The organism is Pseudomonas sp. MWU16-30316, assembly GCF_020515645.1.
GTDB classification, from domain to species: domain Bacteria; phylum Pseudomonadota; class Gammaproteobacteria; order Pseudomonadales; family Pseudomonadaceae; genus Aquipseudomonas; species Aquipseudomonas cerasi.
In genome coordinates this window covers 506,905-533,338 of the sequence record NZ_JAIZAZ010000004.1, presented here as the reverse complement: position 1 = coordinate 533,338, position 26,434 = coordinate 506,905, and the positions used below count along the sequence as shown (strand labels likewise).

The window sequence follows — 26,434 nt, the reverse complement described above, 5'->3', positions numbered from 1 at the left end:
AACCTTAAAGGCCCCCTGGCTATATAGAAGAGCTCTTCGCAAACGCTTTCTTCTATATAGCTACAGCACCCCCGCCTCGCGCAGCACAGTGATCTCTTCCTCACCAATCCCCAGCAGCGCCTGCAGCACTTGCGCCGTATGCTCTCCCAGCAAGGGCGGCGCCCTTGTGTATTCGACTGGCGTTTCGGACAGCCGAATAGGGCTGGCCACCTGCGGAACACGCCCGGCCAGCACATGAGGGAGCTCTATGGCCAAACCCCGCGCCACCACTTGCGGATCGGCGAACACCTGAGCCAGATCATTGACCGGCCCGCAGGGCACACCGGCTGCCTCCAGCTCACTGACCCACTGGGCAGTGGCCTTGAACACTGTCACTTGGCGAATCAACGGAATCAGCTCGGCACGATGAGCTACTCGCAGTTTGTTGGTCAGGAAGCGAGGATCTTCCGCCCACTGCGGCTGCCCCGCCACAGCGGCAAACTTCCTGAACTGACTGTCATTGCCGACAGTCAGGATCAGGTCGCCATCGGCAGTGGGAAAATCCTGATAGGGCACGATGTTGGGATGAGCATTTCCCAAACGCTTGGGCGCTATTCCGGTAGTCAGGTAGTTCATGCCCTGATTGGCCAGACAGGCCACCTGTACATCCAGCAGCGCCATATCAATGTACTGGCCGATATCGCTTTGATCACGATGGGCCAGAGCGGCGAGAATGGCCGTCGTCGAATACAGACCCGTCAGGATGTCGGTCAATGCGACGCCGACCTTCACCGGCCCCGCACCCTCCTCACCATCAGGCAAGCCGGTAAGACTCATCAAGCCACCCAGCGCCTGAATCATGAAATCGTAACCCGGACGCCGCGCATACGGCCCGCTTTGCCCAAAGCCGGTAATGGAGCAATAGATCAGCCTCGGGTTGACCACCTTCAGCGACTCGTAATCCAGCCCGTAAGCCGCCAGCCCGTCGACCTTGAAGTTTTCGATCACGATGTCGGACTTCGCCGCCAGCTCGCGCACCAGCCTTTGCCCTTCAGGGCGCGTGAAGTCGATAGTGACTGACTGTTTATTACGATTGGCGGACAGGTAATAGGCCGCCTCGGTAGTGTTCTGCCCCGCAGCATCCTGAAGGAACGGCGGCCCCCATGAGCGAGTGTCATCGCCGCCCCCTGGGCGCTCGACCTTGATCACATCGGCGCCAAGGTCAGCAAGGATCTGTCCGGCCCATGGCCCGGCCAGGACTCTCGACAGGTCGAGCACCCGGATATGCGAAAGCGCGCCCATGATCAGCCCTCCTTAATAGAAAGCCTGAATGCCGGTCTGCGCACGCCCAAGAATCAACGCATGCACGTCGTGCGTGCCTTCGTAGGTATTCACAACCTCCAGGTTGACCAGATGCCTGGCGATGCCGAACTCATCCGAGATGCCATTGCCGCCCAGCATGTCGCGAGCCATGCGCGCGATATCCAGCGATTTGCCGCACGAGTTGCGCTTCATGATCGAGGTGATCTCCACGGCAGCCGTACCTTCGTCCTTCATGCGCCCCAGACGCAGGCAACCCTGCAAGGCCAGAGTGATTTCGGTCTGCATGTCTGCCAGCTTCTTCTGGATCAGCTGATTGGCCGCCAACGGACGGCCGAATTGCTGGCGGTCCAGGGTGTACTGCCGCGCGGTGTGCCAGCAGAACTCTGCAGCACCCAGCGCGCCCCAGGAAATGCCATACCGTGCCGAGTTGAGGCAGGTGAACGGCCCCTTCAGACCGCGCACGTCGGGGAAGATGTTCTCTTCGGGCACGAACACGTTATCCATGACGATCTCGCCGGTGATCGATGCGCGCAAACCGACCTTGCCGTGGATGGCCGGAGCGCTCAGGCCCGCCCAGCCTTTTTCGAGAACGAAACCGCGGATATCGCCGGCATCGTCCTTGGCCCACACTACGAACACATCAGCGATCGGGCTGTTGGTGATCCACATCTTGCTGCCGCTCAAGCGGTAACCACCCTCGACGCTCCGGGCGCGGGTGATCATCGCTCCAGGGTCGGACCCATGATCGGGCTCGGTCAGGCCGAAGCAACCGATCCATTCGCCAGAAGCCAGTTTGGGCAGGTACTTCTGTTTCTGGGCCTGCGTACCGAACTCGTTGATCGGCACCATGACCAGCGAGGACTGCACACTCATCATCGAACGGTAGCCCGAATCGATACGTTCGACTTCACGCGCGATCAGCCCATAACACACGTAATTCAGACCGCTGCCACCGAACTCTTCCGGGATGGTCGCCCCCAAGAGCCCCACCTCGCCCATCTCGCGAAAGATGGCCGGGTCGGTTTTCTCGTGACGGAATGCTTCCAGCACGCGCGGGGCCAGCTTGCTCTGGGCGAACTGCTCGGCCGTGTCGCGGACCATGCGCTCTTCTTCGGTGAGCTGTTGATCCAGCAACAAGGGGTCAATCCAGTTAAAGCTTGCCTTACCGCTCATGCCAGTTCCTCGCGTTCAGATGAAATCCTGCAGTGATCCTAGTCCTGGCCCATGCCAGCGACAAACGAGGTTTTATCAAGCGTGTGTGCTAATTTCTCACTCCGAGACACATAAAGGCGCTCCAAAACAAAAATACCAGTGAGAAGAAAGTACATGAGACGCAAGATACCCAGCACGACTGCACTGGTCAGCTTCGAGGCAGCCGCCCGCCACGAGAGCTTCACCAAGGCCGCTCATGAGCTGTCCCTCACGCAAGGCGCCGTGTGTCGGCAAATCGGCGGGCTGGAAGAGTTTCTCGGCGTCGAGCTGTTCCGGCGTTCGCGCAGGGGCGTAAAGCTCACGGAAGCCGGGCTTTCCTATAGCCGTCGTGTTTCCCAGCAACTGGACGCGGTCGAGCGCGACACACTGTCGGTCATGGGCCAACAAGGCGCCAATGCCATCGAGCTCGCCGTGGTGCCGACCTTCGGCACTCAGTGGCTGCTGCCGCGCCTGAAGGACTTCCAGCACAAGCATCCCGACGTCACGGTCCACCTGACCAACCGCACCCGCCCATTCCTGTTTGCCGACACCGACTTCGATGCCGCCATTTATTTTGGCGATGCGGACTGGTCCGGCACCCAGTCGCATCGACTGATGAGCGAAAACTCCATGCCGGTCTGCAGCCCCTCTTTTCTTGAAGGTCGCGACAGTCTGGGAGCACGTGAACTGGCCGAACTGCCGCTGCTGCAACAGACCACCCGGCCCTACGCCTGGCGCCAATGGTTCAATGCGCAGGATCTGGATGTCGCGCGCGACATGACCGGTCCGCGCTACGAGCTGTTCTCGATGCTGGCGCAGGCGGCCATGCATGACATGGGCATTGCTCTGATTCCCCCCTTCCTCATTCAACGCGAACTGCAGGAAAAGCGTCTGGTGATCGCGAACACTCGGTCGCTGCCCGGCAGTAAGGCCTATCACCTGATGATTCCTGAGCGCAAAGTTGAATCGGCATCGCTGACTGCGTTTCGTGACTGGCTGATCGAACAGGCCCGGGCTTACCAGTTGCCCCAGGAAAAATCCGACCCATATCTCAGGTAGCCCATAGCTGTTGGCACCTACAGATATAAACTTATGTCGCCCTGAAGTAACTTCCAATCGCGCACAGAAAACGGGACATAACCCTTTATTTATAGGGTCTATAGGTCGATACGGCGCATTTATCGGATTTTCGGCAGAAAAACTTTTATCACCTGTTTTTCGTAAGGAATATCGTCGCAGCCCATACAGACAAAGGGCCCTGTCGAATAAGTGCGACAATAGGTCACAGTGTGACTTGTAGTTCACCTATAGTTTCGTTACAGAATGTATTGAAGCCTGCAAACTTCGCCTGCAAAATGCCCCGCCCCTGCTGCAAAGGGGTGTGCTGATTGGCCAAGCCAGACGCACCAGCCGTAGTGCACTGGCCTACATACGAACGATAAAAAATCGCGCAGGAGATTTGTCGTGCACATTGGCGTTCCTCTCGAAACACAAGCGGGCGAAACCCGGGTAGCTGCTACTCCGGAAACCATCAAAAAGCTGATCAGCCAGGGTCACCGGGTTACGGTGCAAAGCGGCGCAGGCCTTCATGCCAGCGTTCCGGACAGCGCTTACGAGGCTGCTGGCGCGGTGATCGGTGACACGCACCAGACCTATGCGGCCGAACTGATTCTCAAGGTCGTCGCACCTGACGAAGAGGCGCTGAGCCTGATCAAAAGCGGCTCGGTGGTCATCGGCATGCTCAACCCCTTCAACAACGAACTGATCGGCAAGATGGCCGCACGCGGCATTACCGCGTTCGCCCTGGAAGCCGCGCCGCGCACATCGCGGGCGCAAAGCCTTGATGTGCTGTCTTCGCAAGCCAACATTGCGGGCTATAAGGCAGTACTGCTCGCCTCGCATCACTACCCGCGCTTCATGCCTATGCTGATGACCGCTGCCGGCACCGTCAAAGCTGCCCGGGTGCTGATCCTCGGCGCAGGCGTTGCCGGCCTGCAGGCCATTGCCACCGCCAAAAGACTTGGCGCCGTGGTAGAAGCTTCGGATGTGCGTCCGGCAGTGAAGGAGCAGATCGAGTCGCTGGGCGCGAAATTCATTGATGTGCCCTACGAGACCGACGAAGAGCGCGAATGCGCCGAAGGCGTTGGTGGCTACGCGCGCCCTATGCCAGCCAGCTGGATGCAACGCCAGGCCGCCGCCGTGCATGAGCGCGCGAAACTGTCGGACATCGTCATCACGACCGCACTCATTCCCGGCCGCAAGGCCCCGGTGCTGCTCGGCGCAGAAACCGTGGCGCAGATGAAGCCCGGCTCGGTGGTGATTGACCTGGCCGCTGCACAAGGCGGCAACTGCCCGCTGACCGTTGCCGATCAAGTGGTTGTCGAGCACGGCGTGACCATCGTCGGCCACACCAACCTGCCCGCTCTGGTCGCTGCCGATGCATCGGCGCTCTACGCCCGCAACCTGCTGGACTTCATGAAGCTGCTGTTCGACAAGGACGGCACATTCTCGATCAACCTCGAAGACGACATCGTCGCCGCATGCCTGATGTGCCGCGACGGGCAAGTTGTCCGCAAGAACGGCTGAGGACACACCAATGGAAGAGCTGATTTCCCCCGGCGTCTACAACCTGATCATTTTCGTACTGGCGATTTATGTCGGCTACCACGTGGTCTGGAACGTCACGCCTGCGCTGCACACGCCACTCATGGCGGTCACCAATGCCATCTCTGCCATCGTTATCGTAGGTGCCATGCTAGCCGCCGCGCTCACGGTCACACCGCTGGGCAAGACCATGGGCACGCTGGCGGTCGCACTGGCAGCCGTGAACGTGTTTGGCGGGTTTCTGGTCACTCGGCGGATGCTGGAAATGTTCAGGAAAAAGGCCCCCAAGGCAAAGGATGAGGCGCCCAAGTCATGAGCATGAATCTGGTTACCCTGCTGTACCTGATCGCATCGATCTGCTTCATCCAGGCACTCAAAGGCTTGTCGCACCCGACCACCTCGCGCCGTGGCAACCTGTTCGGCATGCTTGGTATGGGCCTGGCGGTCATCACCACGATCGGCCTGGTCTTCAAGCTCGCGGCACTGTCTACCGCTGAAGGGACCAGCGCGGGGATCGGCTACATCGTAGTCGGCCTGCTGGTGGGCGGAACCGCTGGCTCGATCATGGCCAAGCGCGTCGAGATGACCAAAATGCCGGAGCTGGTGGCGTTCATGCACAGCATGATCGGCCTGGCCGCGGTGTTCATCGCTATCGCTGCAGTCGTCGAGCCTCAATCACTGGGCATCGTTCGCAATCTGGGCGATGCGATTCCGGCCGGCAACCGTCTGGAGCTGTTCCTCGGGGCAGCCATCGGTGCGATCACCTTCTCGGGTTCGGTCATCGCTTTCGGCAAACTCTCGGGCAAGTACAAATTTCGCCTCTTTCAAGGCGCACCGGTACAGTTTTCCGGCCAGCACACGCTCAACCTGGTCCTTGGCCTGGCCACGCTGTTCTTCGGCCTGACCTTCATGTTCACCGGCAGCCTCACTGCCTTTGCGATCATGCTGGTGCTGGCCTTCGTCATCGGTGTGTTGCTGATCATCCCGATTGGCGGGGCCGACATGCCGGTAGTGGTGTCGATGCTCAACAGCTATTCAGGCTGGGCAGCCGCCGGCATCGGCTTTTCGCTGAACAACTCGATGCTGATCATCGCGGGCTCACTGGTGGGCTCCTCGGGCGCGATTCTCTCCTACATCATGTGCAAGGCAATGAACCGCTCGTTCTTCAACGTGATCGGCGGCGGCTTCGGCGGCGCAACGGACTCGGCAGGCCCGGCGGGTGCAAAGGAAGCACGCCCGGTGAAGTCCGGCTCGGCAGACGACGCGACCTTCTTGCTGACCAACGCCGACACGGTGATCATCGTGCCCGGTTACGGCCTGGCAGTGGCTCGTGCCCAGCACGCACTCAAGGAACTGACCGAGAAGCTCGTACACCGTGGCGTTACCGTGAAGTACGCCATTCACCCGGTGGCCGGACGCATGCCGGGTCACATGAACGTGCTGCTGGCCGAAGCCGAAGTGCCTTACGACCAAGTATTCGAGATGGACGACATCAACTCCGAATTCGGTCAGGCCGATGTGGTGCTGGTGCTCGGTGCCAACGACGTGGTCAACCCGGCCGCCAAGAACGATCCGAAATCCCCTATCGCCGGGATGCCCATCCTGGAGGCGTTCAAGGCCAAGACCATCATCGTCAACAAACGCTCGATGGCCAGTGGTTACGCAGGTCTGGATAACGAATTGTTCTACCTGGATAAAACCATGATGGTGTTCGGAGACGCCAAAAAGGTGATCGAGGACATGGTGAAGGCCGTCGAAAACGCCTAGCCTGACCCCGCTCCATTGAAGCCCCGGCTCGCTTGGCGACCGGGGCTTTTTACATTCCGCGTAACAGTGTTTTGCGCTGGAACCCGCTAATTAGAGCGGTCAAATGCGACCTTGGTAGCAGGACGAAGATCGGCCAAGGCTCTAGACTTGTCGTTCGCTTCTATCTACGAGACAGACCCATGTACCGTGACCGTATCCGCCGGCCCTCCCTGATGAGCAAGGTTATGAGCGCAGCCGACGCTGCCGCCTTGATTGAAGACGGCATGACCGTCGGCATGAGTGGCTTCACCCGTGCAGGCGAAGCCAAGGCTGTGCCCCACGCGCTGGCCGAGCGCGCCAAAGTGACGCCGCTGAAAATCAGCCTGATGACCGGCGCCAGTCTGGGCAATGACCTGGACAAGCAGCTGACCGAGTCCGGTGTACTGTCCCGGCGCATGCCCTTTCAGGTCGACAGCACGCTGCGCAAGGCGATCAACAACGGCACAGTGATGTTCATCGATCAGCATTTGTCCGACACCGTCGAGCTGCTGCGCAATCGGCAGATCAAGGCGGTGGACCTGGCCGTGATCGAATGCGTGGCGATCACCGAAGAGGGCCATCTGGTGCTGAGCACCTCCGTGGGCAACTCGGCCAGCTTTGCCATCCTGGCCAAACAGGTCATCGTGGAAATCAACCTGTCCCAGCCACTCGACCTTGAAGGCCTGCACGACATCTATATACCCAGCTACAGACCGACACGCCTGCCGATTCCAGTCCTGGAGGCAGATTCGCGTATCGGCAGCCACGCGGTGAAGATCGATCCGGCAAAAATAGTCGGCATTGTCATCAGCAACCAGCCTGACTCGCCCTCCACGGTAACGCCGCCTGACGCCGACACTCAGGCCATTGCCAATCATCTGGTGGAGTTCTTCAAGAAAGAAGTGCGCGAAGACCGGCTGACCGACAAGCTGATGCCATTGCAGGCCGGGATAGGCAACATTGCCAACGCCGTGATGCACGGCCTGCTGGCGTCGCCCTTCACCGACCTGACGATGTACTCCGAGGTGCTGCAGGACTCGACATTCGACCTGTTCGATGCAGGCAAACTGACCTTTGCCTCGGGCAGCTCCATGACCTTGTCGGCGGCCAAGCACGCTGAGGTCTTTGCCGACTTCAATCGCTACAAATCCAGGCTGGTACTGCGCCCGCAGGAAATCTCCAACCACCCCGAGGTGATCCGTCGCCTGGGTATCATCGGGATCAATACCGCGCTCGAGTTCGACCTGTACGGCAATGTGAACTCCACCCACATCTGCGGGACTCGCATGATGAACGGCATTGGCGGTTCCGGGGACTTCTCGCGCAACGCGCACCTGGCGATCTTCGTCACCAAATCGATCGCCAAAGGTGGCGCGATCTCCAGCGTTGTGCCCATGGTCAGCCATGTCGACCACACCGAACACGATGTCGACATTCTGGTCACCGAGCAGGGCCTGGCGGACCTGCGCGGTCTGGCGCCACGCGAACGCGCGCGAGTGATCATCGATAACTGCGTGCATCCGGATTATCGCGATGCGCTGAACACCTATTTCAGTGCCGCTTGCGCCGTGGGCGGGCATACCCCGCACATCCTGCGCGAAGCACTGAGTTGGCACATCAACCTGGAAGAAACCGGGCGCATGCTGCCAGCCTGAACAGGACAGTTGGAAGTGAGCAATCGCTTTTCCGATTCACTTTCAGCTGGGACCCAAGGGCTTATGGAAAAACTGTACTGCTGTACCGGTCATAAAACTGCCTTGAAAGGTCAAAATCACCACAATCGACCACAAAATGCACTCATAAAGTGCAGACCGGTACAGTTGCCCCATTTATGAACAAAACAGTGTCCAATCACAGTTAACTGAACCCTCACAATACAGGTGAACTGTGTCTATGGAAGCTGGACGCACGCGAGGAAAATGGGCACCAGTCAAGCAACTCACTTATCCCGCCACAAGCGGAAGGAAGTCACACCATGGAACGTACAATCAGTTCCGATCTGTTCAGCGAAAGCACCGTTACCACCGCAAAAGCCTCTCTGCCTCTGCGCGTATTCGCCAACCTGATGCTCTGGCAGCGTCGCCTGTCCAGCCGCCACCAGCTGGCACGTCTGGATGCACGCCTGCTGGCTGACGCCGGTATCAGCGAATCCCAGCGTTACGAAGAGCTGAGCAAGCCGTTCTGGCGCTAAACATGCGCCCGCTGGTCCTTGACCTCTAGGTCTCCCACCAGCAACCCGAATTGCTTCATACAAAACCCGTCTCAGGCAACTGAGACGGGTTTTGTCGTTTCAGGGGCAGATTCAGAGCGCGCCGGCCAAACCAGTACAGATTTAACAAAATCAAAATACGGCAGGTACAGTCATCAAATATTGCAAACTGTGTAAGCCGAAACCGTCGACCTTCATGACAACTGCAGTATGGGTGGGATAGTCTAGCGCTCTACCTCAGCCCTTCGGCTTCGCAGGCAGTCTGTGCCCACTTTTCCACAACGGAACTCGATCATGTCTCTGCTACGTAACCTTGGCGCTGTCTTTCTGTTGACCGCCGCAGCCGGTGCAAACGCCTCCAGCTTCATCGTCACCACCGACGCAGTGGTCGATGCCGTCAATGCATCGACCCGCGCGACCTCCAACGTGTCCTCGTCCCTGAAAGACGACAAGATCGTTCTTGCCGCCCGTGACGACGCCGCCAGCTTCGTGGCCAGCTCCGGCGACATCCGCAGCGCCCGCCTTGAAGGCGCCTTGCAGCACATCCGCCAGGTCCTGCCTGAACTGCAAGCCAGCGACAGCCAGCTGGCTCAGGCCATTCTGGCCATCTGACCGCTGCGCCCCGGCTACGTGCCGGGGTAGCTCTGGCCCGCGCATTGCGCTAGCCTTGGAGCCTGTTTTGCCGGTTCGTGAAAGTCATGCGTTTAGTGCACCTTCTGTATATCGCTCCCTTTGCCAGCCTGATGTACGTCAGCCAGGTTCAAGCGTTCGATACGACCACGCAAGGCCTGGTCAAGACCGCCTATGCCACCAGTCAGGTCTCGACAGGACCGTTCGATAACAAACTGATCATGGCTGCCCGTGACGATGCGGCTGCATTCATCGCCAGCGACGGAGAAATGCGTGGCGCCCGGCTTGAGTCAGCGCTGCACGCCCTGCGTCAGGCAGATGCAAAACTTCATGCCAGCGACCTTGAACTGGCGCAGGCAATCCTCGTCCAATAGCCACTTTCCCCTCTTCGCGTAACTGGAGACGTCACTACATGCGTACCCCGCTGATTGCTGCTTCCCTTGGCCTGCTCTTGCTGGCCGACTTTGCCCAGGCCCAGACTGTTGTGGCCACGAGCAACATCATCGTTCGTGCGTTCGGCCGTACCATCGATTTCACCTCCGACACCACCACATCGATCCGCGACTCCAAGGTCGTTCTCCAGGCCAAGGACGATGCTGCCAGCTACGTTGCCACCGGTGGTGATATCCACGGTGCCCAACTGGATGCTGCGTTCGACACGCTGCGTAGCCGCGTGCCGGAAGCGCGTGATGCAAGCGATCAGACCCTGGCTGAAGCAATCCTCGCATTGTGAGGCGGTTTCGCGCCTGGCTGCTTGCTGGCGCGCTGTCGCTGGTCGGTACGCATGCCTTTGCCAGCCTGAAGCTGGAACTGCACACCGACGGCCTCGATGCGCCCCAACAACAAGCCAGCCAGGCGCTGCTCGACGAAGCCCTGCACGCATTACCGCCCAGCTTCGTCGAAGCACTGGACCGCACCGTCGAGGTGAGCTGGTCCGCTGACATGCCGCAGAACGCCTACGGTCAGGCCGCCGGTCCCTATCAGCTGTACCTCAACAGCCACCTGCTGACGTCCTTGACGGACGGCTCGGCAGCCACCGCCCAGACGGGCCGGCCGCACGGTACGGTGCGCCGGGAGTTGCTCGCTACTGTCCTGCACGAGCTGACCCACGTCTACGACCGCGCCCGCCTGTGGTCTCCCAGCGAGCGAGCGGCGATTTTTCGCTGCACATCACGTAGCAGTTCGCTGGGCAAGATCGGTCTGCCTGACGACTGCCGCGGCCAGACCGAGCGACGCTTCACCCTGAGTGACGATCCACGCCTGCTGGACCTGGCGGGCTGGCAGCAATATGTCGGACGTCGTGGCGAACGCGAGGAACATAACGGCCAGGTCGCCCGCAGCCCGGACATCTACGAAACCACCAGCCCGCTGGAGTTCGTGGCGGTGAACATGGAGTACTTTCTCCTCGATCCGGCCTACGCCTGCCGTCGCCCTGCCCTGTATGCCTATTACAAGGAGCGTTTTGGCTGGGCACCTGCAGCCCATAATGAATGCCCGACGTTTTACCCCTACCTGAATGCCGGCAGCGACTTCGGCCGAGAGCCACTGGGCAAGCTGGACCCGGAGCGGGTGTATGCGGTGGATTATCTGCTGGCCGAGGCGAACCAGAACTGGGCAAGCCGCTGGGGCCACAGCATGTTGCGCCTGGTGATTTGCAAACCCGGCCGCCCGCGTGGTCCGGATTGCCGACTGGACCTTGATCAGCACCTGGTGCTGTCGTACCGGGCGTTTGTCGGCGACGTGCAGTTGTCCAGCTGGGACGGCCTGATGGGGGCCTACCCGTCGCGCCTGTTCGTCCTGCCACTGGCGCAGGTCATCGATGAATACACCAAAACCGAGCTGCGCAGCCTGGCGTCGGTACCAATCAAGCTGTCGCGTCCGGAAATAGAAGGGCTCGTGCAGCACGCCGCCGAGATGCACTGGAGCTACGACGGCAACTACTACTTCCTCTCGAACAACTGCGCCGTTGAAAACCTGAAGCTGTTGCGCGCCGGTACGCACAACCCCAAGCTCGTCGGCCTGGACAGCATCTTGCCCAACGGTTTGCTTGAAGTCCTCGAAGGCCGCGGGCTGGCTGACACCAGTGTATTGGACGATCCCAAGGAAGCGCTGCGTCTGGGCTATCGGTTCGACTCCTACCGGGATCGCTATCAGGCGATGTTCGAAGTGCTGAAGAAGCACCTGCCGATCAAACAGAACACCGTGGAAGACTGGATGGCGCTGCCCGCCAGTGAGCGCAGCCAGTGGTTTGCTAAAGCAGATCTGCGTACCAGCGCTGCGATTCTGCTGCTGGAGCAGGCCAGCCTGCGCAGGCAACTGTTGTTGGCCCAGGACGAAGTGAAACAGAGCTATCTGGGTGCACGGGAGTTGAAAGACGGCAAGGTTTCCAACGCCACCAAAACGCTGCAGGAGATCCTCGCCAGCAGCGGGTTCCTCAGTCGGCCTGCCGAGCTGCTGGGCAGCGACGGGTACGGTTTGCCACAGGCAGGAGAATGGCAGCGTCTTGAAGCAGAAAGCAGTCAGCGCCAGAAGCAGCTCAAGCGCCTGACCGGTGATCTCGACAAGGAAGTGCGAGCCCTGCTGGAGCCTGAGCGCGCCAAAGAGATTGCCGCCAACGAAGCCAACCTCAAACAGGTGTCGGAGCACCTGAGGGCGTTGCACAAGGCTGCAGGCGGGCTGCAGCTGCCGTGATCAGGCTGCTTTCTTTTTCGGTTTGAGGTATTTGACCAGGCCCTGGAACCAGATCACCAGGGCCGGGTTGCCCTTGATCTGAATATCCTTGTCCTGAATGCCCTTCATGAACGCCAACTGCTTGTTCTTCGCCTGGAGAGTATCAAAGCCAAAGGCTGCATCACGAAACACGATGGCAAAGGCCGGCTCTGCAACCGTACCACTTGCACTGCGGATCCGTTGATCATGGACCACGAAGTGACGTGAAATCTTGCCATCTGCAGTCTGCAACTGAAAGGTCAGGTCCTTGCCAGCCAATTGCTGCTGGAACGCCGGATTGTTACGACTGGCGCGGGCCATCAGCAGGCCCAGCATCCACAACAGGAAACGAAATTTCATACACGGCCTCTGAACACGCGGGTTCCGACTCGGAATCGGCGTAGCAGTGTAGCGGGTTATCGGCGCAAAACCTGTAGGACAAAAATGGATTTCGAGGGAGATCGGCACAAAACAGCCCTCGAATATGAGGATGCTGCTCCGCGTGGGGAGCAGCATCACACTGACATCAACGAATGCTGTTGATGCTGCCTTTGTTACCCGTGACCTTTACATCGACCTTCTTGAAGATGAAGTAGTCTTTGACGCTGACTTCGTAGCGCGGCGCAACAATCAGGTCGGCACCGGAGGATTTAACCGCCTTGAAGGCAGCTGCCGCTTTGGTCGTCGAGACAGGATCAGGCAACGCCAGACCCAGGCCGCCACCACCAGCTGTGCCGCCGTAGGTCATGCCGTCGGCGAACTGATTATCGCCGCCGAAGCTCAGGAAATTGAACAGCACGTTGGTGGACGACTCGCCGCTGATGGTGCCGCCAACCTTGACGTCAGCCTTCAGGTCGGTTTTGACCGTGCCTTCCAGCGGCGCGCTTGGCTGGCTGACGTTGTAGCTCACACAACCGCTGGTTGTGGCGATCAGAGCCGCAACAGCAGCAAACTTCCATGGCTTTTTCATTCTGGATTTCCCAAGAGTAATTGAAGGGGTGCAGCAGGGGCGGCACTCTAAGGGAATCAGCAACAAGAAAAAGTCAGGCAAAGCTGGGGCTTTGGAAGGCAATTACACGCAATGGAGTAGGACAATTCTCACAGGGAGCGAGAGGCATCATCGGCGTCATACGGCAGAAACAAGAAACGGGCACCCAATCCGATTGGTGTGCCCGCCTGTGGGTCGTGCGCCTCCCGCCGAGGCGCACACCGGGGTATCAAGGGTTGACGCTATCTTTCAGGGCTTTCCCCGGCTTGAAGGCAACCGTGTTGCTTGCCTTGATTTTGACCGGCTCCCCGGTCTGTGGGTTCTTGCCAGTGCGGGCGCCACGGTGGCGTTGCAGAAAAGTACCGAAACCTACCAGCGTGACACTGTCCTTGCGGTTCAGTGCGCCAGTAATCTCTTCAAGGATGGCATTGAGAACGCGATTGGATTGCTCTTTGGTGAGATCCGCCTTTTCAGCGATGGCGGCTGCAACTTCTGGTTTACGCATATGAAGCCTCTTTTACGGTTTTTTGTTTTTATGTCCCGCGCCGCTTTTGTAAAACAGCGGCCACAAGGCGCCGCGACAGCTCTACGTAGCGGCAGACAAGACCGAGGATGGCATGCCGAACTGACCCGCGCCAGTGCATGAGCGCGGTTTATTGGCAGAAATACGGGGTCAATCCGACAAAATGACGAGAAATCACGCCAATAACGCGGGCAGCACCTTGTTGAGTGCGAGTTTTTCCATAACCGCAGCGCCTGTCAGGGCATAGCCCAGCAGATGGCCGTCGGCGTCGTGACACAGCGCTTTGATATCAGCGCCCTGCCCTTCGACGCTCCAGTGGCCATCGCTGCCACGCGGCGGCGGCGAAACCACCAGCGGGCAGGCTGGCGTCTTCACGGTGATCGGCATGGGCCCGTATTTGACTGAGGTCGGGTTTCCGGCCAGCGTCTGGGCCAAGGCACGAGCGCAGCTCATCAACGGCATCACGTAGAGCAGGTTGAGACCATCGACCTCAGCGCAATCACCCAGCGCGTGGATGTTGGCGTGGGAGGTTTGCAGCAGGCGGTCGACCAGAATGCCGCGCCCGGTCTGCAGGCCGGCAGCAGCGGCCAGCTCGATGCGAGGACGCAGGCCGATGGCTGAGACCACCAGATCGCAGTCAATCACCTGCCCGTCCGACAAGTGCGCTTGCAGGCCCTCGCCATTGCGATTCAGACGGGTCAGCACCTGCCCCAGATGGAAACGTGCACCCAGGCTTTCAAGGCCGGTTTTCACCGCAGCCGCCGCCTCAGGGGGCAACAGGGTCGGCATGACCTGTTCGCACGGCGCCACCAGATCCACTTCATAGCCGCCCAGGATCAGGTCGTTGGCGAATTCACAGCCAATGAGCCCTGCGCCGAGAATCAGCACCCTACGCTTGCCCGACGCAGCCGCACGGAAACGGGCGTAATCCTGAAGATCGTTGATCGGGAAAATCGCGTCGCCTGCATCGCCTTCCACCGGTACACGAATGGCTTCGGCGCCCCAGGCCAGCACCAGATCGCGGTAATACACCGCCTCTTCGCCGATCCACAGGCGTTTGTGCCCGGCATCGATCCCGCTGATGCGCGTGTGCGTGCGGATCTCGGCCTTGAGCTGATCGGCCATGGCGCCGGCTTCAGCCATGCTCAGGCCGTCGGCTTCCTTGTTTTTGCCAAAGCCGGTAGAGAGCATCGGCTTGGAGTAGGAACGGCCATCATCGGCCGTGATCAATAGCAGCGGCGTGTCTGCGTCCAGCTTGCGAAACTCCCGAGCAAGGTTATACCCCGCAAGGCCGGTGCCGATGATGACGACAGGTGCGCTCATTGTCCTTCCCTATTTCACTGTGCCTGGTGCTCGTTGTTGCCAGCCCTTGTCTGCAGGCAGCAATCAACCGATTTCGATCATTTCAAAGTCCATCTTGCCCACGCCGCAATCCGGGCACAGCCAGTCTTCCGGCACATCCTGCCAGAGGGTGCCGGGCGCAATTCCGTCATCCGGCCAGCCATCGGCTTCGTTATAGATCAGGCCACAGACGATGCATTGCCATTTCTTCATGTCAGGTTCTCTCGTTTATCAGGCTCAATAGCGTACGACGGTCGGTTGCCGTCTTCTGAAGGGGCGTTGTACTGATCGACAGGCGCGGATGCAAGTCTGATTCTATAACTCAGGCTCTACCGACCGTCGGTCGAAACCGGCAATCATGCTAAGCTCGCGGCCTCGTTGGCTGCCGGAACTGGCTTACCGTGACCCAGCAATCCCCCGCATTCATTGGCCCTGTCTGGTTTGAGCGCGAGCAATTGATCGACGTGCCGGACCCGGTAATGCTCGACTGGTTGTTCAATCAGGACTCCCTCACTCGCCGCTTGGACCGTTTGTCTGATGGTCGTTTCAGCGTATTTCCGCAGTTTGAAGGCTGGCAGCCGTTGCGCCCTGACGAGTGCCTGGCGCTGGGCCTGCCAGAGGCTGGCGAGGGCTGGGTGCGCGAGGTGTATTTGCGCGGCAACGGCAAACACTGGGTGTTCGCGCGCAGCGTCGCCGCCCATAGCGCCCTGCAGGATGGCGGCCTGAATATGGATGAGCTGGGCACTCGCTCTCTGGGTGAGTTGCTGTTCAGCGACCCGGCGTTCGTGCGCGGCACACTTGAGGTGTGTCATTACCCCGAGGCCTGGCTACCCGCTGCCGACGCAGCGCGCGGACTGTGGGCACGCCGCTCGCGATTCGATCGCGGCGCATTGAGCGTGCTGGTCGCCGAAGTTTTCCTGCCAGCCCTGTGCACTGCGATCCACGACAAGGACCACGCCTGATGTACCTGTCCCTCCTCAAATCCCTCAATCGTCTGAGCCCGCGCGCCTGGGACTTCATCCAGCTGACACGCATCGACAAGCCCATCGGCGTCTACCTGCTGCTGTGGCCGACCCTGTGGGCGGTCTGGATTGCAGGCAAGGGCGCGCCCTCGCTGCAGACCGTGTTCATTTTTGTGCTCGGCGTGTTTCTGATGCGGGCGGCAGGCTGTGTGATCAATGACTTCGCCGACCGCAAGGTGGACGGCCACGTCAAACGCACCGAGCAACGTCCGCTGGTCAGCGGCAAAGTCAGCTCCAGGGAAGCGCTGGTGCTGTTTGCGGTGCTGGTCGGCCTGAGCTTTGTGCTGGTGCTGTTTACCAACGCGACGACCATCTGGCTGTCGTTCGGCGGTCTCGCCCTGGCGGCCAGCTATCCGTTCATGAAGCGCTATACCTATTACCCGCAAGTGGTGCTGGGTGCTGCGTTCTCGTGGGGCATGCCGATGGCCTTCACCGCCGAAACCGGCGAGTTGCCCGCTGCAGCCTGGTTGCTGTACATCGCCAACCTGCTGTGGACGGTGGGCTACGACACCTACTACGCCATGGTCGATCGCGACGACGACCTGAAAATCGGCGTGAAATCCACGGCAGTACTGTTCGGCGATGCCGACCGGGTCATCATCCTGACCCTGCAAGGGCTGGCACTGGGCTGCCTGATACTGGCCGGTGCGCGCTTCGAACTGGGCGCGTGCTTCTACGTCGGTCTGCTGGCAGCGGCAGGCTGTTTCGCCTGGGAATTCTGGAGCACCCGTGAGCGCGGGCGAGACGCCTGCTTCAAGGCCTTCCTGCACAACCACTGGGCCGGGCTGGCGATATTCCTGGGCATCGTCGCCGACTACGCGGTGCGCGGATAACGGCCACTGCCAGCCTGCGCACGACGGAAATAAATTCATGATCGCGAGGCCTGCGGGCCCCCGCAGCCTGTCAGCGTGCTAGCCTCATTCAGACCTGTCACACGACTGCAATAATTCCGTTATCTAATGCGCCCCAAGACAGTTAAATGACAAGAGGTTCGAGCATGGCTGGCAGGAGCATCCTGATCGTTGACGACGAAGCGCCAATTCGCGAAATGATCGCCGTTGCGTTGGAAATGGCTGGATACGACTGTATTGAAGCCGAAAACTCTCAGCAGGCCCACGCGATCATCGTGGACCGCAAGCCTGACCTGATTCTGCTCGACTGGATGCTGCCTGGCACATCCGGCATCGAACTGGCCCGGCGCCTCAAGCGTGATGAACTGACCGGGGACATCCCGATCATCATGCTCACCGCCAAGGGTGAAGAGGACAACAAGATCCAGGGCCTGGAAGTGGGCGCCGACGATTACATCACCAAGCCTTTCTCGCCCCGCGAACTGGTGGCGCGCCTCAAAGCCGTGCTGCGTCGTGCCGGCCCGACTGACGGCGAAGCGCCCATCGAAGTCGGCGGCCTGCTGCTCGACCCGATCAGCCACCGTGTCACCATCGACGGCAAACCCGCCGAAATGGGCCCGACCGAATACCGTCTGCTGCAGTTCTTCATGACCCACCAAGAGCGCGCCTACACACGCGGTCAGCTGCTGGATCAGGTATGGGGCGGCAACGTCTACGTCGAAGAACGCACCGTCGATGTTCACATCCGCCGCCTGCGCAAGGCCTTGGGGGATGCGTATGAAAATCTGGTACAAACCGTGCGCGGCACTGGCTATCGTTTCTCGACCAAGAGCTGACAACCGCTGCGTCGATGCAAGGCAATGGCCAGTGCAGACCAGACAAGGATTTACCCCTAATTGAATCAAAATTGGCACGGCACTCTGATACGCCACATGTTGTTGCTGGTCACCGCCTGCCTGTTGGTCGGTCTGATCAGTGGGCAGTATGCCTGGAGCCTGGCCGCCGGGCTGGGACTGTATCTGGCCTGGACCCTCAAGCAACTGTTACGCCTGCACGACTGGCTGAGCAGCCACAAGGCTGATGAGCCGCCTCCGGATGGTTATGGTCTGTGGGGCGAAGTCTTCGACAGCATCTACCACCTGCAACGTCGGGATCAGCGCGTCCGTGGCCGCCTTCAGGCTGTTATTGACCGCGTGCAGGAGTCCACCGCCGCGCTGCGTGATGCAGTGATCATGCTCGACAGCGATGGCAACCTGGAGTGGTGGAACCGTGCCGCGGAAACCCTGCTGGGCCTGAAGACGCCACAGGACAGCGGTCAACCCGTGACCAATCTGGTGCGGCATCCACGCTTCAAGGAATACTTTGCGCTGGGCGACTACAGCGAACCGCTGGAAATCCCGTCGCCAACCAACGATCGCCTGCGCATTCAGTTGCTGATCACCCGTTACGGCAACAACGAACACCTGATGCTGGTCCGCGATGTGACGCGCATCCATCAGTTGGAGCAGATGCGCAAGGACTTCGTCGCCAACGTGTCTCACGAGTTGCGGACACCGCTCACGGTGATCTTCGGCTATCTGGAAACGCTGCTCGACAACGTCGACGAGGTCAATCCGCGCTGGGTACGTGCGCTGCAACAGATGCATCAGCAAGGCGGGCGCATGCAGACGCTGCTCAATGATCTGCTGTTGCTGGCCAAGCTCGAGGCCACCGATTACCCGTCGGACAATCACCCGGTGGTCGTCAATACACTGCTCAAGACCATCACCGCCGATGCCAACGCGCTGTCGGGCAGCAAGAACCAGCAGATCCACCTCAGCCTGGAAAGCGACATGCGCCTCAAGGGCAGCGAAAGCGAGCTGCGCAGCGCGTTTTCCAACCTGATCTTCAATGCCGTGAAATACACACCGGCCGAGGGCGTGATCCGTATTCGCTGGTGGGCCGACGAACGGGGCGCGCACCTGAGCGTGCAGGATTCAGGAATCGGCATCGAGACCAAACACCTGCCGCGCCTGACCGAGCGCTTCTACCGGGTCGATACCAGCCGCGCGTCCAATACCGGCGGTACAGGGCTCGGTCTGGCCATCGTCAAACATGTGCTGCTGCGCCATCGCGGCAACCTCGAGATCAACAGTGTTCTCGGCAAGGGCAGTGTTTTTATCTGTCACTTTGCCAGCGCTCAGTTGTCCAAACCCGCGAGCGACGATTCAGACTACTAGGCAATCCTGCTTCGAGCCGCTACATTGCCGGGTTCATGGCGTCTTCTCTGACGTGACACGACCCTCTTCCTGATTAATACGGACCCTGCAAAACCCCATCATGGACCCTTCCCCTAGTTTTAACCTGTCTTCACTCTTCGCCGATTTCGGCATGATTCTTTTTGCTTTGTTCCTGGTCCTGCTCAACGGCTTTTTCGTTGCGGCAGAGTTCGCCATGGTCAAACTGCGCTCGACCAAGGTTGAAGCCATTGCCGACAAGAACGGCTGGCGCGGGCACATCCTGCGCAAGGTCCATGGCCAGCTGGACGCCTACCTTTCGGCCTGCCAGCTGGGTATCACCCTCGCCTCTCTGGGTCTGGGCTGGGTCGGTGAACCGGCCTTCGCGCACCTGCTGGAGCCATTGCTCGCGGCGATGGGCGTGGACACGCCGGAATTGATCAAGGGCGTGTCGTTCTTTACCGCCTTCTTCATCATTTCCTATCTGCACATCGTGATCGGCGAGCTGGCCCCCAAATCCTGGGCGATCCGCAAGCCGGAGCTGCTGTCGCTGTGGACAGCGGCGCCGTTGTACTTCTTCTACTGGTTGATGTACCCGGCCATCTACCTGCTCAACGCCAGCGCCAACGCCATTCTGCGCATCGCTGGCCAGGGTGAGCCCGGCCCGCACCATGAACACAGCTACAGCCGCGACGAACTGAAACTGATCCTGCACTCCAGCCGTGGCCAGGACCCCAGCGATCAGGGCATGCGCGTGCTGGCGTCGGCAGTGGAAATGGGCGAGCTGGAAGTGGTCGACTGGGCCAACTCCCGCGAAGACATGGTGTCGCTGGACTTCAATGCGCCGCTCAAGGAAATCCTCGCCTTGTTCCGCCGTCACAAATTCAGCCGTTATCCGCTGTATGACGCTGAACGTGGCGAGTTCGTCGGCCTGTTGCACATCAAGGACCTGCTGCTGGAGCTGGCAGCGCTGGACCATATTCCGGAGTCGTTCAACCTCGCCGAGCTGACCCGCCCGCTGGAACGTGTTTCCCGGCACATGCCTTTGTCACAGTTGCTCGAGCAGTTCCGCAAGGGTGGCGCGCACTTCGCCGTAGTAGAAGAAGCCGACGGCAAGATCGTGGGCTACCTGACCATGGAAGACGTGCTCGAAGTGCTGGTGGGCGACATCCAGGACGAACACCGCAAGGTTGAACGCGGCATTCTCGCCTATCAGCCCGGCAAACTGCTGGTACGGGGCGATACGCCATTGTTCAAGATCGAGCGCCTGCTGGGCGTCGACCTGGATCACATCGAAGCCGAGACGCTGGCCGGTCTGATCTACGACACGCTCAAGCGTGTGCCGGAAGAAGAGGAACAGCTGGAAGTCGAAGGCCTGCGCATTATCATCAAAAAGATGAAAGGCCCGAAAATCGTTCTGGCCAAGGTACTGAAGCTGGACTGACCCGATCAGCGCCGCCTGCCCAAGGGCGGACGCAGGGCGTGGAGCTATGAATAGCTCCCCCTCAATTCCCGCCGACGGCGAAGTTGGGCAGACTCTGTACTGGTGTGGCGAATTCGTAGGGGATCGAGACCAGTTCGTTCCCCGAGTTGCGCTGCACGACGAAGTGCAGGTGCGGGCCGGTGCTGTTGCCGGTGTTGCCCGAACGTGCCAGCGCTGTTCCAACACTCACCCGTTGACCCTCCCTGACACTCACCGAGCCGCGCATCAGGTGCAGGTAGACGCCCATGGTGCCGTCGTCGTGCAGAATGCGCACAAAGTTGCCTGACGCATTCGAGCCGCGCCCTGACTGGCTGTTTTCGATCTTCACAACCGTGCCGCCGCGCGCGGCAATGATCGGCGTGCCCTCCGGCATGGCGATGTCCATTGCATAGCGCCCTTTGACGCCGTAATGGCTGTATCGGCCATTCGGGCCCTGCGTCAGGCGGAACGGCCCGCCAATCCACGGCAGCGGGTATTTATAGGCTTGCACCGAGCCCTTGGGATCACCCAGGGTTGAAGTCAGCACCGAGGCGTAGTTCATCGGCTTGCTCCCCACCCTGGGGCTCAAGACCACCACGCGCTGGTTGCTGCGCGCAGGGATCGTGCGACGCAACGTTGCCGACGAGCCAGAGACCCCCAGCACGTTGGTCACACTGGAAAGCCTGAGTTCGACTTCGACCGGGGCGTACAGATCGTTGCGCACATACAGGCTGTGTACGCCCTTTTCACGCCTGACACTCAAGTGCACCTGGCCGTCGATACGCTCGACCATGCGGTCCCGAAACACCATGACCGATGCGCCGGGCGTCGGCCGGTCCGAAAAGGACACCACGCCATTGGCATCGGTGAATTTATAAATCGTGACAGCCCCGGCCGACTGCACAGTCAACGTCAGGGCAAACAGGATAAGCAGGCGTTCAAGCATCGGAGATGTTCGGGTTCAAGGGCACTGGGTGCCAAGCCTAGCAGCCTTGCAGGCAGAAGAGGACGCAAGGGTATCAATCGGACATGAATGAAGCGTCAAGGAAGGCGCGCCAGAGGCTCGGTACGCGGTGTCGTGTAACACCGCGCAAGGCTGACGCGCATGGGCATGCCACTCAGCTCAGAGGCAAGTATCAGGCGCCCGGGATGAAGTGCTTCTGCGCCGTGCCACGAGCGATCAGACGCGACAGGTAATCGAGCTTCTGCGCGTCGTGATCGACAAAGCGGAAGGTCACTTGCAACCATTCGCTGTCGGGCTTCTGCTCGAACGCGGCAACAGAGTGCAGATAGCCGTTCAGGCGTGCGACCTCGTTTTCCTCGCCCTGCTCCAGGTCCAGCACCGCGCTATCGAGTACCTGTGGCAGGTTTTCGCTGACGCGAATCACCAGTGTGGCGTCTTTCAGGGTGAGGGCCTTGATCACACACGACTGAGTGCCGTTGGGCAGGCGCAACTGGCCCTGGCCGCGACCGGTCGGCTCTGCCGATCTGACGGGTGCAGGGGCTGGCTTGGGGGCAGCGGCGGCGGCAACAGGCGCGGCACGAACCACTTCGGCCTTGCCACCGGTCAATGCGCTCAGCGAGTCATTGAGCGGCGAGTTCATGCGCGCCGGGGCTGTGGACATGACGGCGTCGAGCTTGCCGACTTTTGCCAGTGCTTTCTTGACCTTGGTCAGCAGCTGTTCATTGGTGAACGGCTTGCCGACAAAATCGGTCACACCGGCCTGAATGGCCTGCACGACGTTTTCCTTGTCGCCACGGCTGGTCACCATGATGAACGGCACGGTTCTCAGGTAATTGTCTTGCTGACGGCACCATGTCAACAGCTCCAGGCCGGACATTTCTGGCATTTCCCAGTCGCACAGAATCAGGTCGAACGCCTCTTTGCCCAGCAACGTCTGAGCCTTGCGACCATTGACCGCGTCCTCGGTATGAATCCCGGGAAAATAATTGCGCAGCCCTTTCTTGACCAAGTCGCGAATGAAAGTCGCGTCATCCACCACCAATACACTGACCTTACTCATCGACGCTCCTGCGGGCGTGTTCACCTGGAGGCGAACTGCGGTATGCCAACACGCCCTTTGTTTCGGCAAGCATAGCGTTGACCGATAGCCAACTGCCATATTGATTGACTGCGCCGCGACATTTAATCCGCAGGCGACGGGAAATACTGATCTGCGTAACGAAAAACGCCCAGCGCGTGCTGGGCGTTTTTCTCGCAGGCAATCTTACTTATCGTCAGCGTCGCCCGGAACATTAGCGGTTTCGCTCGATATACCCTGCACTTCTTCCTTCATGCGCTTGAGACCCATGTGCCGCACGTCGGTCCCACGCACGAGATAGATCACCAGCTCGGAAATGTTGCGCGCATGGTCGCCGATTCGCTCCAGAGAGCGCAGCACCCAGATGACGTCCAGTACCCGGGAGATCGAGCGTGGATCTTCCATCATGTAGGTCGCCAGCTCGCGCAGGGCCGTCTTGTACTCGCGGTCGATGGTCTTGTCGTACTGCGCCACCGACAGGGCCAGCTCGGCGTCGAAACGGGCGAACGAATCCAGCGCATCGCGCACCATGTTGCGCACCTGATCGCCGATGTGACGTACCTCGACGTAGCCGCGTGGTGCCTCGCCCTCTTCGCAGAGCTTGATGGCACGGCGCGCGATCTTGGTCGCTTCATCACCAATGCGCTCCAGGTCGATCACCGACTTGGAAATGCTGATGATCAGGCGCAGGTCGGACGCCGCAGGCTGACGACGAGCCAGAATGCGCAGGCATTCCTCGTCGATGCTGCGCTCCATCTGATTGATCCGGTCGTCGACCTCGCGAACACGTTGGGCTAGACCGGAGTCTGCCTCGATCAGCGCTGTGACCGAATCGTTCACCTGCTTCTCGACCAGGCCACCCATTTCGAGCAAATGGCTGCGAACGTCTTCGAGTTCAGCGTTGAACTGTTGGGAAATGTGATGCGTATGGCTGTCTTTGTGGATCATGCTGGGTGTCCTTGGAACGTCCGGTTAATTGCGAAAACGCAGCGGTGGTTCAGGGCTGACGAAGCACGTACTACCCGTAACGACCGGTGATGTAGTCTTCTGTCTGTTTTTTTGCCGGGTTGGTGAACAAGGTATCCGTATCACCAAACTCGACAAGCTTGCCCATGTACATAAACGCGGTGTAATCCGACACCCGAGCCGCCTGCTGCATGTTGTGGGTAACGATCACAATGGTGTATTTCGATTTCAGTTCGTAGATCAGTTCTTCGACTTTAAGGGTCGAAATCGGATCGAGTGCCGAACAGGGTTCGTCGAGCAGCAGGACTTCCGGCTCCACGGCGATCGTTCGGGCAATGACCAGACGCTGCTGCTGCCCCCCGGACAAACCCAATGCCGACTCATGCAGCCGATCCTTGACTTCATCCCAGAGCGCAGCGGCTTTCAGCGCCCACTCGACAGCTTCATCGAGCACGCGCTTCTTGTTGATCCCCTGAATACGCAGCCCGTAGACCACGTTTTCATAAATCGTCTTGGGGAACGGATTGGGCTTCTGAAACACCATGCCGACGCGGCGACGCAACTCGGCGACTTCCTCGCCCTTGGTGTAGATGTTGTGCCCGTACAGGTTGATCGCACCCTCGACCCGGCAACCATCGACCAGGTCGTTCATGCGGTTGAAGCAGCGCAACAACGTCGATTTGCCACACCCGGACGGACCGATGAACGAGGTCACCTTCTGCTTCGGGATATTCAGGGCAATATCGAACAGCGCCTGTTTGTCGCCATAGAACAGATTCAGGCCCGGCACTTCGATGGCCACGCTCTCGTCGGCCAGATCCAGACGTTGCTTGTGACGCCTCAGGGCCGACATGTTCATGCCACTCGTCGGGCTTTCATGCTGCATGGATTGCTCCTGTGCGAACTGTTCGCGTCATCGCACGGCCGCGTTTGCCAAAGGGCGAATTCGGGATCAATTGTCGAGCGCCTTGTACTTTTCCCGCAAATGGTTACGGATGCTCACCGCCGACAGATTGAGCAAGGCGATGACCAGCACCAGCAGCAGCGCGGTGGCATACACCAGCGGGCGTGCGGCCTCGACGTTGGGGCTCTGGAAGCCGACGTCGTAAATGTGGAAACCCAGGTGCATGATCTTCTGATCGAGGTGCAGATAAGGATAGTTGCCGTCCAGCGGCAGCGACGGCGCCAGCTTGACGACGCCCACCAGCATCAAGGGCGCAACTTCCCCGGCGGCACGCGCTACCGCGAGGATGAGCCCGGTCATCATCGCGGGGCTAGCCATTGGCAGTACGATTTTCCACAGCGTCTCGGCCTTGGTTGCACCCAGTGCCAGCGAACCTTCACGCAGGGTCAGCGGAATGCGCGCCAGCCCTTCTTCCGTCGCCACGATCACTACCGGCACGGCAAGCAGTGCCAGGGTCAGCGAGGCCCATAACAGGCCCGGCGTACCGAACGTCGGGGCCGGCAGCGCTTCAGGAAAGAACAGCCGATCCACCGAGCCGCCCAGCACATAGACGAAGAATCCCAGACCGAACACGCCGTAGACAATCGCAGGCACACCGGCAAGGTTGTTCACAGCGATGCGAATCAACCGGGTAACCGGCCCCTGGCGCGCATACTCACGCAGGTAGACCGCCGCCAGCACACCGAACGGCGTGACGATCACGGCCATGATCAGGGTCATCATCACCGTGCCGAAGATCGCCGGGAAGATACCGCCCTCGGTGTTGGCTTCGCGTGGGTCGGCGCTGAGAAACTCCCACAGTTTCTCGAAGTAGAAGCCAAGCTTGGTCACCGTGCCCATCGCATTGGGCTGATAGGCACGCACCACTTTGCCCAGGCTGAGCTCGATCTCTTTACCGTTGCCATCGCGTGCGGTCAGGCTGTCGCGATCAAAGGCCTGGTGCAGCCCGTCAAGGCGCGCCTCGATCACCTTGTAACGCGCATCCAGCTCGGCCCGCTCGGCAGCCATGTCCGCTTGCGCGGCGGCATCCAGTCGGCCATCGAGTTCCAGCTTGCGGGCCTGCAGGCGCAGGCGCTCGATACCGTGATTGATGGCACCAATGTCTTTCTTTTCCAGGCTGTAGAGCTCGTCAGCCAGCTTTTCGACGCGTTTGATGCGCTCTTGCAGGACCGGCCATGCTGCCTCGCCTTCGGCCACGACACGCCCGTCTTCCTTGACGTTGACCAGATAGCCGTAGAAATTGCCCCACTCGCGACGCTCCAGCGTCATCAGGTCTGCAGGCCGGCTCTGCCCGGTCAGCCATTCGCCTACCACCCAGTTGAAGTCACTGGGGTTGAGATCGCGATTGCCGACCTTGAACAGCTCGCGGGTCATGAATTCCGGCCCTTGATCAGGCACCGGCAGGCCCGCGCTTTTCAGGCGCGCACGAGGTACTTGCTCCTGCTCGACCCGCTCGCCGACCAGAACGCTCGGTTCCTGATTGGGCACCGCGTACTGCGCGCTCACCAGATCGGCGGGCCAGAAATGCCCAAGGCCACGCACGGCGATCACCGCCAACAGGCCGATGGTCATGATCACAGCGATGGATACGGCACCCGCACTCATCCAGACGCCGGGGGCGCCACTTTT

The 26,434-nt window shown here is 60.0% G+C and carries 27 protein-coding genes; 15 read left to right on the top strand and 12 right to left on the bottom strand.

All coding sequences use genetic code 11. The features are described 5' to 3' along the window. Positions 1–60 precede the first annotated feature (60 nt). Positions 61–1,284, bottom strand: a complete 1,224-nt coding sequence (locus LCH65_RS17140) for a CaiB/BaiF CoA-transferase family protein (RefSeq protein WP_183131780.1) — start codon at positions 1,282–1,284, stop codon at positions 61–63. Between the two features lie 9 nt (positions 1,285–1,293). Beyond that, positions 1,294–2,475: an acyl-CoA dehydrogenase gene (locus tag LCH65_RS17135; RefSeq protein WP_003368026.1), complete on the bottom strand. Its 1,182-nt coding sequence runs from the start codon at positions 2,473–2,475 to the stop codon at positions 1,294–1,296. Positions 2,476–2,628: 153 nt separating this feature from the next. Here LCH65_RS17135 and LCH65_RS17130 point away from each other — a divergent pair, with 153 nt between their 5' ends. From LCH65_RS17130 to LCH65_RS17085, 10 genes are all read left to right on the top strand, one after another. After that, a complete protein-coding gene (locus LCH65_RS17130) occupies positions 2,629–3,552 on the top strand; it encodes a LysR family transcriptional regulator (RefSeq protein WP_003368024.1) in 924 nt (307 codons plus the stop codon). Between the two features lie 405 nt (positions 3,553–3,957). Continuing rightward, positions 3,958–5,079: a Re/Si-specific NAD(P)(+) transhydrogenase subunit alpha gene (locus LCH65_RS17125; protein WP_003368022.1), complete on the top strand. Its 1,122-nt coding sequence runs from the start codon at positions 3,958–3,960 to the stop codon at positions 5,077–5,079. 10 nt (positions 5,080–5,089) lie between these two features. Beyond that, a complete protein-coding gene (locus LCH65_RS17120; protein WP_002555867.1) occupies positions 5,090–5,413 on the top strand; it encodes an NAD(P) transhydrogenase subunit alpha in 324 nt (107 codons plus the stop codon). Then, the gene (locus LCH65_RS17115; protein WP_226439653.1) at positions 5,410–6,864 is read left to right on the top strand and encodes an NAD(P)(+) transhydrogenase (Re/Si-specific) subunit beta; all 1,455 of its coding nucleotides are present in this window, start codon (positions 5,410–5,412) and stop codon (positions 6,862–6,864) included. The genes LCH65_RS17120 and LCH65_RS17115 overlap by 4 nt, the downstream gene beginning before the upstream one ends. A 179-nt stretch (positions 6,865–7,043) precedes the next feature. Continuing rightward, positions 7,044–8,537, top strand: a complete 1,494-nt coding sequence (locus tag LCH65_RS17110) for an acetyl-CoA hydrolase/transferase family protein (protein WP_096120390.1) — start codon at positions 7,044–7,046, stop codon at positions 8,535–8,537. Between the two features lie 320 nt (positions 8,538–8,857). Then, positions 8,858–9,073, top strand: a complete 216-nt coding sequence (locus tag LCH65_RS17105; RefSeq protein ID WP_002555870.1) for a DUF1127 domain-containing protein — start codon at positions 8,858–8,860, stop codon at positions 9,071–9,073. A 312-nt stretch (positions 9,074–9,385) separates the two neighbouring features. Beyond that, positions 9,386–9,703: a DUF2388 domain-containing protein gene (locus LCH65_RS17100; RefSeq protein ID WP_003368015.1), complete on the top strand. Its 318-nt coding sequence runs from the start codon at positions 9,386–9,388 to the stop codon at positions 9,701–9,703. Between the two features lie 86 nt (positions 9,704–9,789). After that, positions 9,790–10,095: a DUF2388 domain-containing protein gene (locus LCH65_RS17095; RefSeq protein WP_003368014.1), complete on the top strand. Its 306-nt coding sequence runs from the start codon at positions 9,790–9,792 to the stop codon at positions 10,093–10,095. 38 nt (positions 10,096–10,133) lie between these two features. Continuing rightward, the gene (locus LCH65_RS17090) at positions 10,134–10,454 is read left to right on the top strand and encodes a DUF2388 domain-containing protein (protein WP_003368012.1); all 321 of its coding nucleotides are present in this window, start codon (positions 10,134–10,136) and stop codon (positions 10,452–10,454) included. Then, positions 10,451–12,412, top strand: a complete 1,962-nt coding sequence (locus LCH65_RS17085; RefSeq protein WP_129484787.1) for a DUF4105 domain-containing protein — start codon at positions 10,451–10,453, stop codon at positions 12,410–12,412. The genes LCH65_RS17090 and LCH65_RS17085 overlap by 4 nt, the downstream gene beginning before the upstream one ends. Here LCH65_RS17085 and LCH65_RS17080 read toward each other — a convergent pair whose 3' ends face one another. The 5 genes from LCH65_RS17080 to LCH65_RS17060 all read right to left on the bottom strand — a co-directional run bounded on the left by LCH65_RS17080 (position 12,413) and on the right by LCH65_RS17060 (position 15,495). Continuing rightward, complete coding sequence (locus tag LCH65_RS17080) at positions 12,413–12,790, bottom strand: helicase (protein WP_003368006.1); 378 nt, start codon at positions 12,788–12,790, stop codon at positions 12,413–12,415. Between the two features lie 166 nt (positions 12,791–12,956). Then, positions 12,957–13,400: a hypothetical protein gene (locus LCH65_RS17075; protein ID WP_003368004.1), complete on the bottom strand. Its 444-nt coding sequence runs from the start codon at positions 13,398–13,400 to the stop codon at positions 12,957–12,959. Positions 13,401–13,647: 247 nt separating this feature from the next. Next, positions 13,648–13,923 carry an HU family DNA-binding protein gene (locus LCH65_RS17070; RefSeq protein ID WP_003316110.1) on the bottom strand — a complete coding sequence of 92 codons (276 nt, stop codon included), beginning with the start codon at positions 13,921–13,923 and terminating at the stop codon, positions 13,648–13,650. A 192-nt stretch (positions 13,924–14,115) separates the two neighbouring features. Continuing rightward, positions 14,116–15,264, bottom strand: coding sequence for an FAD-dependent oxidoreductase (locus tag LCH65_RS17065; RefSeq protein WP_226439652.1), 1,149 nt, complete (start codon positions 15,262–15,264; stop codon positions 14,116–14,118). 63 nt (positions 15,265–15,327) lie between these two features. Then, positions 15,328–15,495 (bottom strand): rubredoxin, encoded by a 168-nt coding sequence (locus LCH65_RS17060; protein ID WP_002555879.1) that lies wholly within the window; start codon positions 15,493–15,495, stop codon positions 15,328–15,330. Between the two features lie 188 nt (positions 15,496–15,683). On the opposite strand from LCH65_RS17060, the gene LCH65_RS17055 reads away from it, so the two are divergent. From LCH65_RS17055 to LCH65_RS17035, 5 genes are all read left to right on the top strand, one after another. Beyond that, on the top strand, positions 15,684–16,244 hold the full coding sequence (locus LCH65_RS17055; protein ID WP_003432840.1) for a chorismate lyase: 561 nt from the start codon (positions 15,684–15,686) through the stop codon (positions 16,242–16,244). Next, positions 16,244–17,137: a 4-hydroxybenzoate octaprenyltransferase gene (ubiA, locus tag LCH65_RS17050; protein WP_003367996.1), complete on the top strand. Its 894-nt coding sequence runs from the start codon at positions 16,244–16,246 to the stop codon at positions 17,135–17,137. The genes LCH65_RS17055 and ubiA overlap by 1 nt, the downstream gene beginning before the upstream one ends. A gap of 164 nt (positions 17,138–17,301) precedes the next feature. Further along, positions 17,302–17,991: a phosphate regulon transcriptional regulator PhoB gene (phoB, locus tag LCH65_RS17045; RefSeq protein ID WP_002555882.1), complete on the top strand. Its 690-nt coding sequence runs from the start codon at positions 17,302–17,304 to the stop codon at positions 17,989–17,991. Positions 17,992–18,087: 96 nt separating this feature from the next. Then, on the top strand, positions 18,088–19,374 hold the full coding sequence (gene phoR / locus LCH65_RS17040; RefSeq protein WP_230082027.1) for a phosphate regulon sensor histidine kinase PhoR: 1,287 nt from the start codon (positions 18,088–18,090) through the stop codon (positions 19,372–19,374). Between the two features lie 100 nt (positions 19,375–19,474). Next, positions 19,475–20,815: a hemolysin family protein gene (locus tag LCH65_RS17035; protein WP_003367992.1), complete on the top strand. Its 1,341-nt coding sequence runs from the start codon at positions 19,475–19,477 to the stop codon at positions 20,813–20,815. Positions 20,816–20,876: 61 nt separating this feature from the next. Here the strand turns inward: LCH65_RS17035 and LCH65_RS17030 are convergent, their stop codons facing one another. The 5 genes from LCH65_RS17030 to pstA all read right to left on the bottom strand — a co-directional run bounded on the left by LCH65_RS17030 (position 20,877) and on the right by pstA (position 26,410). Next, complete coding sequence (locus LCH65_RS17030) at positions 20,877–21,779, bottom strand: M23 family metallopeptidase (RefSeq protein WP_044310352.1); 903 nt, start codon at positions 21,777–21,779, stop codon at positions 20,877–20,879. 190 nt (positions 21,780–21,969) lie between these two features. Continuing rightward, positions 21,970–22,857 (bottom strand): response regulator, encoded by an 888-nt coding sequence (locus LCH65_RS17025; RefSeq protein WP_003432838.1) that lies wholly within the window; start codon positions 22,855–22,857, stop codon positions 21,970–21,972. Positions 22,858–23,061: 204 nt separating this feature from the next. Continuing rightward, positions 23,062–23,823 (bottom strand): phosphate signaling complex protein PhoU, encoded by a 762-nt coding sequence (gene phoU / locus LCH65_RS17020; RefSeq protein WP_002555887.1) that lies wholly within the window; start codon positions 23,821–23,823, stop codon positions 23,062–23,064. 70 nt (positions 23,824–23,893) lie between these two features. Further along, complete coding sequence (pstB, locus tag LCH65_RS17015; RefSeq protein WP_003401255.1) at positions 23,894–24,727, bottom strand: phosphate ABC transporter ATP-binding protein PstB; 834 nt, start codon at positions 24,725–24,727, stop codon at positions 23,894–23,896. 66 nt (positions 24,728–24,793) lie between these two features. Beyond that, the gene (pstA, locus tag LCH65_RS17010) at positions 24,794–26,410 is read right to left on the bottom strand and encodes a phosphate ABC transporter permease PstA (RefSeq protein ID WP_176556721.1); all 1,617 of its coding nucleotides are present in this window, start codon (positions 26,408–26,410) and stop codon (positions 24,794–24,796) included. Positions 26,411–26,434: the final 24 nt, after the last annotated feature.

Bases quoted from the DNA above. Each gene is read 5' to 3' on its own strand.
- LCH65_RS17135 (WP_003368026.1), bottom strand. From the start codon at position 2,475: ATGAGCGGTAAGGCAAGCTTTAACTGGATTGACCCCTTGTTGCTGGAT.
- LCH65_RS17130 (WP_003368024.1), top strand. From the start codon at position 2,629: ATGAGACGCAAGATACCCAGCACGACTGCACTGGTCAGCTTCGAGGCA.
- LCH65_RS17120 (WP_002555867.1), top strand. From the start codon at position 5,090: ATGGAAGAGCTGATTTCCCCCGGCGTCTACAACCTGATCATTTTCGTA.
- LCH65_RS17115 (WP_226439653.1), top strand. From the start codon at position 5,410: ATGAGCATGAATCTGGTTACCCTGCTGTACCTGATCGCATCGATCTGC.
- LCH65_RS17110 (WP_096120390.1), top strand. From the start codon at position 7,044: ATGTACCGTGACCGTATCCGCCGGCCCTCCCTGATGAGCAAGGTTATG.
- LCH65_RS17105 (WP_002555870.1), top strand. From the start codon at position 8,858: ATGGAACGTACAATCAGTTCCGATCTGTTCAGCGAAAGCACCGTTACC.
- LCH65_RS17100 (WP_003368015.1), top strand. From the start codon at position 9,386: ATGTCTCTGCTACGTAACCTTGGCGCTGTCTTTCTGTTGACCGCCGCA.
- LCH65_RS17095 (WP_003368014.1), top strand. From the start codon at position 9,790: ATGCGTTTAGTGCACCTTCTGTATATCGCTCCCTTTGCCAGCCTGATG.
- LCH65_RS17090 (WP_003368012.1), top strand. From the start codon at position 10,134: ATGCGTACCCCGCTGATTGCTGCTTCCCTTGGCCTGCTCTTGCTGGCC.
- LCH65_RS17080 (WP_003368006.1), bottom strand. From the start codon at position 12,790: ATGAAATTTCGTTTCCTGTTGTGGATGCTGGGCCTGCTGATGGCCCGC.
- LCH65_RS17075 (WP_003368004.1), bottom strand. From the start codon at position 13,400: ATGAAAAAGCCATGGAAGTTTGCTGCTGTTGCGGCTCTGATCGCCACA.
- LCH65_RS17070 (WP_003316110.1), bottom strand. From the start codon at position 13,923: ATGCGTAAACCAGAAGTTGCAGCCGCCATCGCTGAAAAGGCGGATCTC.
- LCH65_RS17065 (WP_226439652.1), bottom strand. From the start codon at position 15,264: ATGAGCGCACCTGTCGTCATCATCGGCACCGGCCTTGCGGGGTATAAC.
- LCH65_RS17060 (WP_002555879.1), bottom strand. From the start codon at position 15,495: ATGAAGAAATGGCAATGCATCGTCTGTGGCCTGATCTATAACGAAGCC.
- ubiA (WP_003367996.1), top strand. From the start codon at position 16,244: ATGTACCTGTCCCTCCTCAAATCCCTCAATCGTCTGAGCCCGCGCGCC.
- phoB (WP_002555882.1), top strand. From the start codon at position 17,302: ATGGCTGGCAGGAGCATCCTGATCGTTGACGACGAAGCGCCAATTCGC.
- phoR (WP_230082027.1), top strand. From the start codon at position 18,088: ATGTTGTTGCTGGTCACCGCCTGCCTGTTGGTCGGTCTGATCAGTGGG.
- LCH65_RS17035 (WP_003367992.1), top strand. From the start codon at position 19,475: ATGGACCCTTCCCCTAGTTTTAACCTGTCTTCACTCTTCGCCGATTTC.
- LCH65_RS17030 (WP_044310352.1), bottom strand. From the start codon at position 21,779: ATGCTTGAACGCCTGCTTATCCTGTTTGCCCTGACGTTGACTGTGCAG.
- LCH65_RS17025 (WP_003432838.1), bottom strand. From the start codon at position 22,857: ATGAGTAAGGTCAGTGTATTGGTGGTGGATGACGCGACTTTCATTCGC.
- phoU (WP_002555887.1), bottom strand. From the start codon at position 23,823: ATGATCCACAAAGACAGCCATACGCATCACATTTCCCAACAGTTCAAC.
- pstB (WP_003401255.1), bottom strand. From the start codon at position 24,727: ATGCAGCATGAAAGCCCGACGAGTGGCATGAACATGTCGGCCCTGAGG.
- pstA (WP_176556721.1), bottom strand. From the start codon at position 26,410: ATGAGTGCGGGTGCCGTATCCATCGCTGTGATCATGACCATCGGCCTG.